The following is a 13269-nucleotide window of genomic DNA, read 5'->3' on the forward strand; positions in this document are numbered from 1 at the left end:
AGACCCTGGACTGAGCGCAGCGAAGGAAGCGGCTGAAGCCGTGCCCGCGGAACGCGTCCGATCGCAGTGGAAATCAACATTTCTAACTTTATCTCTATTTTAAAAGGAAAAAGACTGCAGGCAACACCAAAATTCAAGGTGTTTGTCTACAGTCTGGATGCTGTTTTTCAAACAAACAGCATCTTTTTTCATTTCAATTTACAATACGCTCATTTTCATTCTTAGTATTCTTTGAAGTTAACAGCTTAATGAGATTTGCACTGAAAGTAATCACGACTAAGATTCGAATAACAAACCACAAGTATTCTTTCCACTCTACTGATGTTTGAAATAGTGTTGGAATTTGATTGTATAGTAAATAACACATAAAAATAATCGCTATAAAATAGAAGAAAAAGCTAAGAATTGATTTCATTGTTCTCGTTCTCCTTTATGAGTTTTCAAAAATATATCTTCAAGTGACGGTTGGTTGATTGCAATGCGATAAACGGTTAATCCATTTCGGACTAAGAATCGAACGACATCCCCAATTCGTTGTTCATCATCCGTACGGAATGCTAATGTTTGTCCTTCGTGAACGACCGAACCTATTAGTTGTTGAATTGCATTTAGTAAGGTCGTAGCATCGTCCGATACTTTCATCGTTACTTCCATTTGTGCTGAGTGTTTCTTTTGTAATGAATGAAGAGTTCCTTCATCCGCAATAATTCCGCTTTGCATAATGGCGATCGATGAACAAATCTTTTCCACTTCAGCTAAGTTGTGAGATGTCATGAAAATGGTCATACCATTATTATTCAGTCTTTGAAGTAATCGTTGAATATGAATGGAAGATTCAGCGTCTACGCCGGAAGTGGGTTCATCAAGGAATACTAGCTTCGGCTTATGCACAATGGCTTGTGCAATTCCAAGCTTCTTTTTCATCCCAAATGAAAACTTACCCACTTTGCCATTCGCATGTTCAAGTAGTCCAACTTGTTCAAGAGCTACATCAACATCATTTTTTGACAGTTTATATCCTTGAATCGATGAAAAATATGATAGATGCTGACGTGCAGTCAAATGATCATAGTACGATGAGTAATCAGGGAGTACACCAATTTGAGATAAAATGTCATCCCGATTTGAAGCGTCAAGTAGCTTGACCTGACCTTCAGTAGGATGGATGATGCCTGTCATCATATTAATGAAGGTTGATTTTCCCGCTCCATTTCTCCCTAAAAATCCATAAAGTTCACCCTCGCCAACTGTTAAATCAATCCGTTTCACAACTGCCCTATTTCCATATTGTTTTGTTAAATTGACGGTTTGAATGGCATTCATTACACATCCCTCCTTTTAAAAAGATCGGTTGAAACAAACACAATGAGAGCGGCTAATCCAAAGTTCACAAGGAAGAGATACGATTCCTCGGAAATGTAGTAATAAGGAGATAAGAATCTGAACCATTTGATATACCACGAATCACTGAAGATTGACCAAACACTGATGGCTGGATACACGATACCGATGATGACCCCTAAAAACATCGAAAGCATCGGTTTTGCGACAAGTAGGGATAGCACGAACGCCATGCCGATGAAAACCGAAACAACAGATACTGTTTCAAAGAACACTTTCACGTCAAACGACTGAGTAAAAATATAGATTACACCAAACGCACCTACAAGAATGCTTAACCAAAACATGGAGATCCCCACGAACTTCCCAAGGACGATATTCGTTCTCTTCGTTTTCGTCACAAGGAACCGCATCATTCGCCCTGAAATCTCCCGATTAAACACATCATGGGATAGTGAAAAAACAAACAACGGACCGAATGATAGGACAGCAAAGGAAATTCCAACTGCATACATGGCATCCACATCAGTAGGCGACTCCGTAAGCAAACCTTGAAATTGTTCTGTTAACTGTATGCCTCCATACGTTACACCAAGTAAAAAAAGAATAACTAAGATTGATTTGATACTTTTCAGCAGCTGTAAATATTCATGTTTACTAATTGATAACATGTGACTCCACCTCTCTATTTGGTAGTATAGTAAAGAGAACTTATTTCCAACTTAACCAAATCTTAAATGTATCTTAACTCTTGGAGGTTCAAATGAAACAAGCACGTATTCTCGTTGTAGATGATGAACAATCGATTGCGGACATGGTTGAAATCATATTTAACAAAGAAGGGTTTAGCAATGTAGATGTTTGCTATTCTGCAGCTGAAGCGGAAAGTTTACTTTTCAAGAATCGCTATGCTTTACATGTCGTCGATGTAATGCTGCCAGACAAAACAGGCTATGAATTAGCCTCCATCATACGCCGCATATCCAAAGCACCGATCTTTTTCTTATCGGCGAAAACGTCTGACGCAGATAAGCTAAGAGGCTTCATACATGGTGCTGACGATTACATAACAAAACCATTCAATCCTTTAGAATTAGTAGCACGAGCAAAAGTTCAACTTAACCGTTATTTAGACTCCCCTACTGATAAAAAAACTGTGTACGAATTTGGTAGATTTCAGTTAGATGCAAATGCCGCGGAATTAGTCGTAGAAGGTGAAGTTGTTCCATTAACGAATAAGCTATATCATTTGCTCCTATTATTTTGCGAGCATCCTGGGCAGGTGTTTTCTAAAGACCAGCTTTACGAACGGGTCTGGGGAGATTCCAGTTTTATGGATGATAATACGATTATGGTGCATATACGAAAAATACGAGAAAAAATCGAGAAGGATCCTAGCAAACCTGAGTATTTAAAAACGGTACGTGGTATTGGTTATAAACTAGTGACTGGAGAAAAGAAATAAATGGCTCGTAAAATAACATTCCGTTTTATCTGCTATTTTTTCTTTTTCTATGCTCTGCTATTTTTGATGTCGATTGCAGTATTGGTGTATACGTTTTTTGAAATAGTTACCGCATTCCCTTATTCAGATATTCGAGAAACTGAATTGTCTACTATTCAATCCTCAGTCGACATGCAGAAAAATGGGGATTATTTCATTGAAGAGTCTTTAGTGAAGGCTGCCCATAAAAGTGGTGGCTATCTTCTTGTCATGAATCATGATGGTGAAGTACTCAGTTCCACTATACATCCATCTTTCGTTCAGGCATCCTATTCGTTTCAACAAATGATGAAATTAGTAGACGATAAGCATTATTATTTGTGGCCATTAGATTCAAATGCTTCATTACTATTCGTTGAACAATCTGTAAGTGATAATATTCTTCAACAGCTAATGGAGAACCCTTCCTTCCCTGTTATGAATGAAAATGGAAAAGAACTAGTAAAGTCCAATGAAGCGTGGTTCGTCCAATTTAATGAGTCTGGGGAAATTGTCGAACAAATAGGGACACCTTCAATAGAAACTAATCAACTTTCTTTATTTCATACTCAACAGCACCTAACAGAACAAAAGGTTGCCGTCTCAATCGAACCATTACCTGACGGAACGACTGTTGCAGTAGGTGTCAAGAATCCGAATTATTTCCCTGAATCAGAAGAATTCAATGCATTTTTCATAAGATTATTGGTCGGTTTCATTGTTTTCAATATCTCGATGCTTCTCCTTATTCTCGTCATTTCTCTTTGGATAGGCCGGCGATTTGGAAAACCACTTTTCTACATGTTGAAATGGATCGAGCAGTTAAGCAAAGGGAACTACGAACGTCCGACAGATTGGAAAGTCCAAGACAAAAAGTCAGGACAATTCAAACGAAAATACAGATTCTATCATGATGTTGAAAAGTCTCTTACTTCATTGACAACGACTTTGAAAGAAAATAAACGATTTGCTGAACGAATGGAACAACTTCGTGAGGATTGGATAACGGGACTTTCTCATGACTTACGAACTCCGCTTAGTTCCATTTTCGGCTATGCCTCTATGCTAGATTCGAAATACGAATGGAGCCTAGAGGAAGTAAGAAATTTCGGTCGAACGATTCAACAAAAAGCAGATTATATGGACAAATTAATTCAAGATTTAACACTCACCTACCAATTAAAAAATAATGCAATTGAGTTGAACTTTGAGAATGTATATCTTAGTAAATATACGAAAAACTATTTAGAGGAAAATGATTGGCCTCTTGAATATGTTGACGATTTGTCAGGTTCAGCAACTGTTTTGCTCGACGTAGATCGATTCGGTCGAGTACTTGATAATATCATTGCAAATGCGATGAAATATAATCCAGAAGGAACACCAATTACAGTTAAACTCCATCAGGAAAAGGAAACTGTGGTTATTCAAGTTATTGATCAAGGTCAAGGAATTCCAAAAGAAGTCATGGAAAATCTGTTTACACGTTACTACCGTGGAACGAACACTACTGATGGTGATTCAGGTACGGGGCTTGGGTTGAGTATCGCTAAACAGTTAGTTGAAGCGCATGAAGGAGAAATTGATGTTCATTCCTCTAGAACAGGCACTACAATTTTCATTAGACTGCCTTTAAATAGTATTGAATTTATTTCCAAATCAGAGGTTTAAGGAAATCATAAAACAAAAAAGGAGACACTAGTTCATATGTGAATTGTGTCCCCTTTTTATGTCTTTTTACATCCAACCGAATTCTTTCAGGTGAGTCAAGATTCCTTACAAATCATCAAACCCGTTCAAGTCACTCGTCTTCACGTATTGCCTCGATGTCTGCTCGAAGAAATCCGTTTTCGTATCATCGAAATTGTCGACATACGCGCGAATCCATTTCATTGGATTGTCCGTAAATTCCGGATAGATCTCACTTAGTCCGAGCATGCGCAGCATTTTATTCGACCGATATTTGACGTAGCCTGCCATTTCATCGAGATCGATACCGTCAATATCTCCTAGCACATAGCGACTCCAAATGATTTCCTGTTCAACGGAGTGGCGGAATTGATCATAAATCCATTCCGTAAATGCTTCGGTATTATACGCAGGATTTTCAGCAAGCGCCGCGCGAAATATGTCGCTGATCGCTTTCCCGTGCTGCAATTCATCCCGATTGATGTAGGAAATCATTGTCGATGTGCCAACCATTTTTTGGTGGCGTGCGAGATTATAAAAGAATGCAAATCCGCTATAGAAAAATAAACCTTCCAATAAAGTCGTGTACACCATCGCTTTCAACACCGTTTCTATCGTCGGATTTTCAGCGAATTCATTGTAAATGTCGACAATCCGTTCGTTCCTCTTCATGAGCACTTCATCAGTGCGGCCCATTTCAAATGAAGCCATCTGCTTGTCGAGTGTCGTGACTGAAGACAGAACGTATGCATAGCTGTGATTATGCTCGCTTTCCTGATCGGCGATAGTCGCCATGATTGATTTCACCGAAGGATCGGTTGCGAAGTCCGCGATTTTCATCGCGACGACGGTTTGTGGTCCGTCCAATGTCGCAAGCAATCCGATGATCTTGAGGAAAGCCTCCTGCTCCGCTTTCGATAAGTTCGGAAATTGCTTTACGTCCTGCGTCATATCGACTTCATTCGCCGTCCAAAAAAGAGAACGAATCCTTTGTCGCAATGTGTAGAAATGAGGGTGGGCAAGGTCATTCCAATTCAAAATTCCGCTCGCTTCCCCGCCGAAGATTGCTGTTGATTTATTGGGTTGTGCTGGATTCAATACTTTAACGCGTGTAAGTGTTGCCAATGTTGAAAAACTCCTTTCGACCATTCGATGACTTTCTTCTCTTGGGTGCCGCGTGGGCTTTGTTCGATTTTCAGAGGGTCAATTGCAGATTCGTAAAACCGTGCCAGTTTAACAGCGGCATGGCAAAAGAGATCGTCCCCTCCAAACTGTGTATCCCCCGTTCCGAAGACATACACATTCCTCGGTTTGTAACCGACATCCGCAACGAAATCCTTCACTTCGTCAGGCGTGGAGCCCTTGTCCCATGTAAATGAACCGATGATCATCGCATCGAACTGCCGCGGATTCGGCATCGGACCGATCCCGATTCGATGCACCGTCACGTCCATTCCTTCCGACAGCAGCGCCTCCTCCACGATTTGCGCCACTTCCTCCGTATTTCCGCTCCATGACGCATACGCAATCAGGAATGACACCATTCGCACTCCTCAATATCAGATGCTGTCGATCTCGTATAATACGTCGTTTTCATGCCTGATTTCCATGCCTGTACATGTAAATCGAGGAGAACGGATGCGCGGATGTTATTCGGCACGTATATATTGAACGAAATCGCTTGGTCAATATGGCGCTGCCTTGCCGCATTCTGTTTAATGGACCAGCGCTGGTCTACGATGTACGCAGAGCGTCGGTAGACATCGTAAGTATTATGATCAAGATCAGGCGCTATGACCGGCAACTTGTAGTCTTTCTTCTCCTCATGATAGAACGCTTTGAAAATGGGGTCGATGGAAGCCGTTGACCCCGCAATGACCGATGTCGAGCTATTCGGCGCGACTGCCATTAAATAGCCGTTTCGAATACCGTTTGTCGCCACATCGATACGCAGTTCATTCCATTCCTTCGATTCGTATCCACGTTTCTCGAAATAAGCCCCGTTTTGCCAATCTGATCCTTCGAATAAAGGATACGTACCTTTTTCAGTCGCCAATTCCATCGAAGCCTTGGTCGTCAAATAGGCAATTCTTTCATACAGTTCATCTGCATAATTGACCGCTTCGTCCGATTCCCATTGGATGTTTTTCAAAGCAAGCAGATGGTGCCATCCGAATGTCCCGAGCCCGATACCTCGGTAGCGTGCATTCGTCCGTTGTGCCTGGACGACCGGTATTTTATTCAAATCAATGACGTTGTCGAGCATGCGCACTTGAATCGTGATAAGGCGATCCAATACATCTGCGGGAACGGCACGTCCAAGATTGACGGACGACAAGTTACAGACGACAAAATCACCTGGTTTCGAACGCGTCACGACGATATCGTCTTCGAGCGTGACAGATTCAAACTCTGTCGGACTCATATTTTGCATGATTTCTGTACAGAGATTACTCGAATACACCATACCTACATGCTTATTCGGGTTCGTCCGGTTCACTTCGTCACGGTAAAACATGAATGGCGTCCCCGTTTCGAGTTGGCTCCGCATGACGCGCTTCATAATTTCAATCGCCGGGACTGTTTCCTTCGTCAATTCAGGGTGATTGACACATTCCTCATACTTCTCACGGAACGAACCTGCCCCCTTCGTTTCATCGTAATAATCTTCTAGCGAATAACCCATAACTGTGCGCACTTCATGCGGGTCGAATAAATGCCAGTCACCACGGGCCTCGACTTGCTCCATGAATAGATCCGGCAGGCAGACGCCTGTGAAAATATCATGTGCACGCAAGCGATCATCGCCATTGTTCAGCTTAAGGTCAAGGAACGTGAAAATATCTTTATGCCATACATCGAGATAAACCGCGATCGCTCCTTGACGTTGGCCAAGCTGATCAACGCTGACGGCCGTGTTGTTAAGCTGCTTGATCCACGGAAGAACGCCGCTAGACGCTCCTTTGAAGCCTCGGATGGACGAGCCGCGAGAACGGACCTTGCCCATATAAACTCCGATGCCGCCACCATATTTAGATAGATTCGCAATATCGGTATTGCTGTCATAAATCCCTTGCAGCGAATCATCGACTGTGTCAATGAAACAGCTGGACAACTGACCATGTGGTTTGCCCGCGTTCGAAAGCGTCGGCGTTGCTACGGTCATATACAAATTACTCATCGCCCAGTACGCTTCCGCCACTTTACCGAGACGATTTTCTGTTTCATTTTGCATAAGCGTCATCGCAATGATGAGCCAACGTTCCTGCGGCAATTCTACAGGATCTTTATTGAAATCAACCGCAACATACCGATCCACAAGCGTTTTCAATCCAATATACGTGAAAAGCTTGTCCCGCTCTGGCTCTATGAATGTTCCGAGCTCTTCCAAGTCTTCCCGCGCATATTTTTCAATCAAAACGGAAGTATACAAGCCTTTCTCGACAAGCCGCTCAACATTGTCGGCAAAATCCGTATATACTTTTGCGCCCCTCAACTGTTCCTGGTAGGAATAAACCTCCTGCAAATAAATCCGCGCAGCAACGAATGTCCAGTAGGCAGATGCTTCGTCAATATGACTGAGTGCCTCCAAAATCATCGCCTTCGACCAATCGGATGCATTCCCTTCAGGATGCCGCTCCTTCCAACGCACGCTCGCTTCTACGAGTGGATGGAGCTTGTCCGCACCAAATTCAGCTTGCAGCTCGTCCATAATGTCTGTTCTTTCCGTAATGATTGTCATTCAACCCATCTCCTTTAGTTAGCTTCGCAATGAAAAAAGCGATGATTCCACCTCTTCGGTAGAGTCATCGCTCATGGATTTTGATTTGGAAACAGATCGGGACCGCCTGAAAAATGAAAGCAAAATTACCCGTTCGCCTCCACCTCTCAACCCCCGAAGAAAGTGTCGCTTGACGATGGATGGCAGGTCTACTGGCTAACGCTTCCTCCTTCCATCTCCCCTTCCCGCGGCTTCGAGCTGCAGTGGATATTGAGACGGTCGTCTGCGTTTACAGTTGCGGGGACAGCTCCGATTTGCGGATTCCCTTTTAAACCGATAACGGCACCATTTCATCGTTCGATACTATATATTGTGTGTTATGTACATTTACTACCCTAACATGTTGTGGTTTAATCGTAAATAGGAAAAAAGAAGCTCTTCTTTTAATTGACAGTTTTTTCTGTATGGCTGAAAATTGATGAATAGAAAGGTTTGAGTAAGGGTGGAGGGCTTCTTGTGAAAAATATTTTATATGTTGAAGATGATGTAGAAATTGGACAGATCGTCAATGAGGATTTGGAGCAACGCGGATACAAAGTGCGATGGCTCACTTCCGGCAACCGTGTTGGTGAGGTGATCGGCGAAGCGGATATCGTGATTTTAGATGTGATGCTTCCCGGCCTGGATGGATTTACAGTAGGCCAACGGATTAAGCGCAATCATCCTGACATACCAATTCTGATGTTATCTGCCCGTACATCCGTTGAAGACAAATTGGAGGGGTTGCAGTTTGCAGATGATTATGTAACAAAGCCTTTTCATCCCGAAGAACTAGCTGCACGAATTGAAGTATTGCTCAGAAGACATCGACGCGCAGTGCATGATGCCATCCAAATAGGTCATCTGACAATTCATATGGTGGAAAATCGAATTGTTTCAAGTGATGGAAATGAGATACTATTAACCGCAAAACAGCATCAGATCTTTATGTATTTAGTACGCCACCCAAATCAGATTTTAACGAAAGAGCAGCTGTATGAAGGTGTCTGGGAAGAGCCCTATATGGACGGAGATAAAACCTTGATGGTCCACATACGCCATTTACGGGAAAAAATCGAAATAGACCCGAGCACACCTACTATCATCGAAACAATTAGAGGAATCGGTTATCGGGTGAAGCAATGAAAAAACTACGAAATTCTCTATTGGCACAGTATTTGTTATTACTCATCACCGCGACGATGATTATTCCGATTGCCATCCCTACATTATCGATCATTTTCTATAACACACTATATTCCGTCGAAGAATCTCCACGGTATTATAACGGCACTGACTTGGAGACGATGTGGCACAAAACGGCAAAAGGGCTGACGGGGGCTTCGGATGATGAAATCCGGGCGAAACTAGTTGAACTCAAACAGCTATACACAGATGCTTCGTTATATTGGGTCGATGCATCCGGAAAAACACGTGATAGATTCCCTGAATCCCTATCAGTTCCGGACACATGGACAGCATCTTATGCGATCGATTTCGTAAAGAAAAACCGCGGATTTACAGTAGATCCCTTCACTGTGATTGCTTTTATTGGCGATCATGACAATGAAGGCTTCATGGTGTTGCAACTTCCACGTTCAGATATGGAAAACCCGAGTGATAAATTAAGAGCAAAGTATAATTATTTATTTCCGATCACACTTTTGCTCGTCTTTGGCTTGTTCATTTTAATATGTACACTCTTTTTCTATCGAATCCGCAAAAGACTGCTTCATTTACAGGAAGCAATGACTACCTCTGAAGCAAGCGGCATCCCCGCACCTGTCGAAGTGAGCCGGGAAGATGAAATCGGACGTCTTGAGCAATCCTTCAACGGGATGGTGAAGGAATTGGAATCAGGAAGACTTCGTGAAATGGAAGAAGAAGAACTTCGAAAAGATCTTATTGCTAATCTATCGCATGATTTGCGGACGCCATTGACGACAATCCGGGCTCATGCGTATCGTTTACAAAAAGAACCACTCAGTACGAAGGGGAGAGATTCCCTAGATTTTATTGATGAAAAAATAAATTACATGGGTGAACTAATCGATAACCTCTTATCGTATACGTTATTGACAACTGGGAAATATCCTTATAAAAAAGAAAAAACGGATATCGTCCGTCTCATTCGCACCTCTTTCGCGGCATGGTACCCATTGTTTGAAAACCATCAATTTGATATTGTATTGGATATTCCTGAGGGACAGGTCATATGGGATATTGACCCGCAGTGGATGAATCGAATCCTCGATAATTTATTTCAAAATATTTATCGTCATGCGAAGAGCGGCAAGTTTGTAGCCGTCCGTTTTGAAGATGGCGCAATCTATATTCAAGATCACGGACCGGGAATGGAAGCTCCTTCTCACCAAAAAGGTGTCGGCGTCGGTCTTTCAATCGTTTCGCTCATGCTGAATGAAATGCAGGTGAATTGGGAAATTCATACCGATGAACGCGGAACAAGGATTAAACTATTCCAATGATGAAGTTGAAGGCTGTTGTGCATCGATCTAGATGTTGCAACAGCCTTTGTTTTTTAAACGAATCTTAAACTTCATCACCCCTTCGTTTTAACCTTCTCTAGATAAGATGGGATTGAGGTGAAGGAAAATGAGTGATTTGATCATTAAAACAAATAAGCTGACGAAAAAGTTTGGTTCAAAGCGTGTTGTCAATCATGTAGATTTGCAAGTGAAGAGAGGAGAGATTTATGGTTTTTTGGGACCAAATGGAGCAGGTAAAACGACGACGATCAGAATGCTATTGGGATTGGCTCGGCCAACAAAAGGATCCATCCAAATCTTCGGGGAAGATATTAAAAAGGACAAGATCTCCATTCTAAAAAAAGTCGGTTCCCTTGTTGAATACCCGTCTTACTATGGGCATTTGACGGCCTATGAAAACTTAGAAGCAGTGCGAATCTTATTGGATGCGCCAAAATCAAGGATTGACGAAGTATTATCAATCGTCCGTCTTACAAAGGATGCGAAAAGACCGGTAAAAGGGTTTTCACTTGGCATGAAACAGCGGCTCGGTATCGCAACGGCCTTACTTGGCAATCCGGAATTGCTTATTTTGGATGAGCCGACAAATGGACTTGACCCTTCAGGCATTATTGAAATCCGCGAACTCATTAAAAGCATGCCAAAAGAGCATGGCATTACGATCGTCGTATCCAGCCATCTATTATCGGAAATTGACCAAATGGCGACGCAAGTGGGGATTATTTCAAAGGTGATCTTTCAAGATTCCATTTCCAAGCTAAGAGAACGCGCTTCCAGCAAGATCAAGATAACGGTCAATGAAGGCGAATCCGCTTGGAAGATGCTATTGTCACATGGCATTACTTCCGATTTAGCGCAACAATCGATTTATCTTGAAAACGGTTCCGACGAAAAAGTAGCGAAGGTTGTTAAGTCACTAGTTGACAATGAGTATTCCATCTATCGGGTTGAAGAAGAAAAGAAATCGCTGGAAGAAATCTTCTTAGAATTGACCGGTAAAGAAGGTGGGTTGTAATGGCGCGATTATTGGGCTCTGAATTGATAAAAATCAAACGAAAAATGATCCTTTTTCTTGTCTTTTTAGGTCCATTTGGCGTCATTGCATTGGAAGCAGTCAATTTCGGAGTGCGATATGACTGGCTGACAGGGGTCTACAAAGATGATTTGTGGAAGGGGCTCATTGGGGAAGTCTCGATGTTATCCGTACCTACAATACTCATCGGGTTGACGATCCTCACTTCGATGATTGCGAACATTGAACACCAGACAAATGCGTGGAAGCAGTTATTGGCCTTGCCGATTTCAAAAACAAAGGTGTATTCAGCAAAATTCCTGCTGACAGTGATCCTTCTGCTTATTTCCTGTTCCCTATTGATGGTTGGCACGATCATTCTCGGTCTCGCTTTGAAATTCGGCACTTCCATTCCACTGGTTCATCTCTTCAAAATGTGTTTCTACCCTTTTCTCGCCGCATTGCCTATATTGGCATTGCAAATATGGCTCGCAATTACATTGAAGAACCAAGCCATCCCTTTAACAGTTGGGATTCTGGGAACAATCATTTCGATGTATGCCGTTGCATTTCCTGATTGGGTCCCTTGGAAATGGCCATTATTACTGAATGAATGGGGCAAACCGATCTTTTCAGTAATAGCCGGTATTTTACTAGGATTCATTATATATTTGGTAAGCATCCTAGATTTTTCACGAAGGGAAGTGAAATAAATGTGGAAATACTTACGATCCGAATTTTTGAAGCTACGAAAATCCACCATTTGGCTGCTCGTCTTTGTAAGTCCCCTTCTCTCGATGTTAATTGGATTTGGGGAAGCCAACTTTACTTCTGATATTAAGGAATACCAATGGGTTTCAACACTAGGCGTTATGACAATCGGCCATTCCATTTTATTTCTGCCTTTGTTAACCGGCGTTTTTTCAAGCTTTATTTGCAGATATGAGCATAGCAGCGGAGGTTGGAAGCAATTGCTGTCACTGCCCGTTTCAAGAAGGAATGTGTATATTGGTAAGTTCCTTATGGTTAGCCTGTTAATTGCGCTTACACAGATCCTATTTGTTGCGGGCTTGCTGTTTATCGGATGGATGAAAGGATTTTCAACAGGGATTCCTTGGGAGGTTATACTTCCGAGTGTCATTGGCGGTTGGCTTGCATGTCTGCCACTTATTGCACTTCAATTATTCGCTTCCGTTTCCTGGTCGAGCTTCGCCGCGCCTTTGGCCATCAATGTAATATTTACGATCCCTAATATTCTTATCGTAAATTCAGAACGTTTCGGTCCATACTATCCTTGGGCCCAGCCCTTTTTAATGATGATGCCAGATTCCACTGACAGTTTTGGCGCATTACATGTTTCGTTTGAGACGCTGTTCATCGTAGTTTTAGGAAGTCTATTGCTGTTTTTCTGCTCAGGATTTATGTATTTCATGAGAAAGGAGATTTGACGGATAATGGCATAGGCGCATGCAAACTA

General features: G+C 42.2%; 12 protein-coding genes and 1 riboswitch. Of the genes, 7 read left to right on the forward strand and 5 right to left on the reverse strand.

The genetic code is table 11. The features are described 5' to 3' along the window. Window positions 1-411: 411 nt before the first annotated feature. Both AWV70_RS00010 and AWV70_RS00015 read right to left on the reverse strand, forming a co-directional pair. Entirely contained in the window at window positions 412-1323 is a 912-nt protein-coding gene (locus AWV70_RS00010; RefSeq protein WP_060203020.1) for an ABC transporter ATP-binding protein, read from the reverse strand. Continuing rightward, window positions 1323-2012, reverse strand: coding sequence for an ABC transporter permease (locus tag AWV70_RS00015; protein ID WP_060203022.1), 690 nt, complete (start codon window positions 2010-2012; stop codon window positions 1323-1325). Before AWV70_RS00015 ends, AWV70_RS00010 begins: the two co-directional genes overlap by 1 nt. A 92-nt stretch (window positions 2013-2104) precedes the next feature. On the opposite strand from AWV70_RS00015, the gene AWV70_RS00020 reads away from it, so the two are divergent. Beyond that, window positions 2105-2806, forward strand: a complete 702-nt coding sequence (locus AWV70_RS00020) for a response regulator transcription factor (RefSeq protein WP_060203024.1) — start codon at window positions 2105-2107, stop codon at window positions 2804-2806. After that, entirely contained in the window at window positions 2807-4495 is a 1689-nt protein-coding gene (locus AWV70_RS00025) for a sensor histidine kinase (RefSeq protein ID WP_060203026.1), read from the forward strand. Between the two features lie 105 nt (window positions 4496-4600). Here the strand turns inward: AWV70_RS00025 and AWV70_RS00030 are convergent, their stop codons facing one another. Genes AWV70_RS00030 through AWV70_RS00040 form a run of 3 tightly spaced genes read right to left on the reverse strand, consistent with a single transcriptional unit; the run spans window position 4601 to window position 8255 of the window. Further along, window positions 4601-5662, reverse strand: a complete 1062-nt coding sequence (locus AWV70_RS00030) for a ribonucleotide-diphosphate reductase subunit beta (RefSeq protein WP_060203028.1) — start codon at window positions 5660-5662, stop codon at window positions 4601-4603. Further along, window positions 5608-6057 (reverse strand): flavodoxin, encoded by a 450-nt coding sequence (locus tag AWV70_RS00035; protein ID WP_060203030.1) that lies wholly within the window; start codon window positions 6055-6057, stop codon window positions 5608-5610. Before AWV70_RS00035 ends, AWV70_RS00030 begins: the two co-directional genes overlap by 55 nt. Then, the gene (locus tag AWV70_RS00040; protein WP_060203032.1) at window positions 6042-8255 is read right to left on the reverse strand and encodes a ribonucleoside-diphosphate reductase subunit alpha; all 2214 of its coding nucleotides are present in this window, start codon (window positions 8253-8255) and stop codon (window positions 6042-6044) included. The genes AWV70_RS00035 and AWV70_RS00040 overlap by 16 nt, the downstream gene beginning before the upstream one ends. A gap of 164 nt (window positions 8256-8419) precedes the next feature. Further along, a riboswitch (cobalamin riboswitch) is annotated at window positions 8420-8600 on the reverse strand. 150 nt (window positions 8601-8750) lie between these two features. Between AWV70_RS00040 and AWV70_RS00045 the strand changes: the two genes are divergently transcribed. The 5 genes from AWV70_RS00045 to AWV70_RS00065 all read left to right on the forward strand — a co-directional run bounded on the left by AWV70_RS00045 (window position 8751) and on the right by AWV70_RS00065 (window position 13240). After that, window positions 8751-9419, forward strand: coding sequence for a response regulator transcription factor (locus AWV70_RS00045; RefSeq protein WP_060203034.1), 669 nt, complete (start codon window positions 8751-8753; stop codon window positions 9417-9419). Continuing rightward, window positions 9416-10759, forward strand: coding sequence for a sensor histidine kinase (locus AWV70_RS00050; RefSeq protein ID WP_060203036.1), 1344 nt, complete (start codon window positions 9416-9418; stop codon window positions 10757-10759). The genes AWV70_RS00045 and AWV70_RS00050 overlap by 4 nt, the downstream gene beginning before the upstream one ends. A gap of 127 nt (window positions 10760-10886) precedes the next feature. Then, on the forward strand, window positions 10887-11795 hold the full coding sequence (locus AWV70_RS00055) for an ABC transporter ATP-binding protein (RefSeq protein WP_060203039.1): 909 nt from the start codon (window positions 10887-10889) through the stop codon (window positions 11793-11795). Then, entirely contained in the window at window positions 11795-12505 is a 711-nt protein-coding gene (locus tag AWV70_RS00060; protein ID WP_060203041.1) for an ABC transporter permease, read from the forward strand. Before AWV70_RS00055 ends, AWV70_RS00060 begins: the two co-directional genes overlap by 1 nt. Beyond that, window positions 12506-13240: an ABC transporter permease gene (locus AWV70_RS00065; protein ID WP_060203043.1), complete on the forward strand. Its 735-nt coding sequence runs from the start codon at window positions 12506-12508 to the stop codon at window positions 13238-13240. The last annotated feature ends 29 nt before the right edge of the window (window positions 13241-13269 follow it).

Source organism: Sporosarcina koreensis (genome assembly GCF_001531445.1).
In the GTDB taxonomy this organism is placed as follows: Bacteria; Bacillota; Bacilli; order Bacillales_A; family Planococcaceae; genus Sporosarcina; species Sporosarcina koreensis_C.

Excerpts from the sequence above, each read along its gene's own strand:
- AWV70_RS00055 (WP_060203039.1), top strand. The coding sequence starts at position 10,887 with ATGAGTGATTTGATCATTAAAACAAATAAGCTGACGAAAAAGTTTGGT.
- AWV70_RS00010 (WP_060203020.1), bottom strand. The coding sequence starts at position 1,323 with ATGAATGCCATTCAAACCGTCAATTTAACAAAACAATATGGAAATAGG.
- AWV70_RS00050 (WP_060203036.1), top strand. The coding sequence starts at position 9,416 with ATGAAAAAACTACGAAATTCTCTATTGGCACAGTATTTGTTATTACTC.
- AWV70_RS00060 (WP_060203041.1), top strand. The coding sequence starts at position 11,795 with ATGGCGCGATTATTGGGCTCTGAATTGATAAAAATCAAACGAAAAATG.
- AWV70_RS00035 (WP_060203030.1), bottom strand. The coding sequence starts at position 6,057 with ATGGTGTCATTCCTGATTGCGTATGCGTCATGGAGCGGAAATACGGAG.
- AWV70_RS00025 (WP_060203026.1), top strand. The coding sequence starts at position 2,807 with ATGGCTCGTAAAATAACATTCCGTTTTATCTGCTATTTTTTCTTTTTC.
- AWV70_RS00030 (WP_060203028.1), bottom strand. The coding sequence starts at position 5,662 with ATGGTCGAAAGGAGTTTTTCAACATTGGCAACACTTACACGCGTTAAA.
- AWV70_RS00040 (WP_060203032.1), bottom strand. The coding sequence starts at position 8,255 with ATGACAATCATTACGGAAAGAACAGACATTATGGACGAGCTGCAAGCT.
- AWV70_RS00065 (WP_060203043.1), top strand. The coding sequence starts at position 12,506 with ATGTGGAAATACTTACGATCCGAATTTTTGAAGCTACGAAAATCCACC.
- AWV70_RS00015 (WP_060203022.1), bottom strand. The coding sequence starts at position 2,012 with ATGTTATCAATTAGTAAACATGAATATTTACAGCTGCTGAAAAGTATC.
- AWV70_RS00020 (WP_060203024.1), top strand. The coding sequence starts at position 2,105 with ATGAAACAAGCACGTATTCTCGTTGTAGATGATGAACAATCGATTGCG.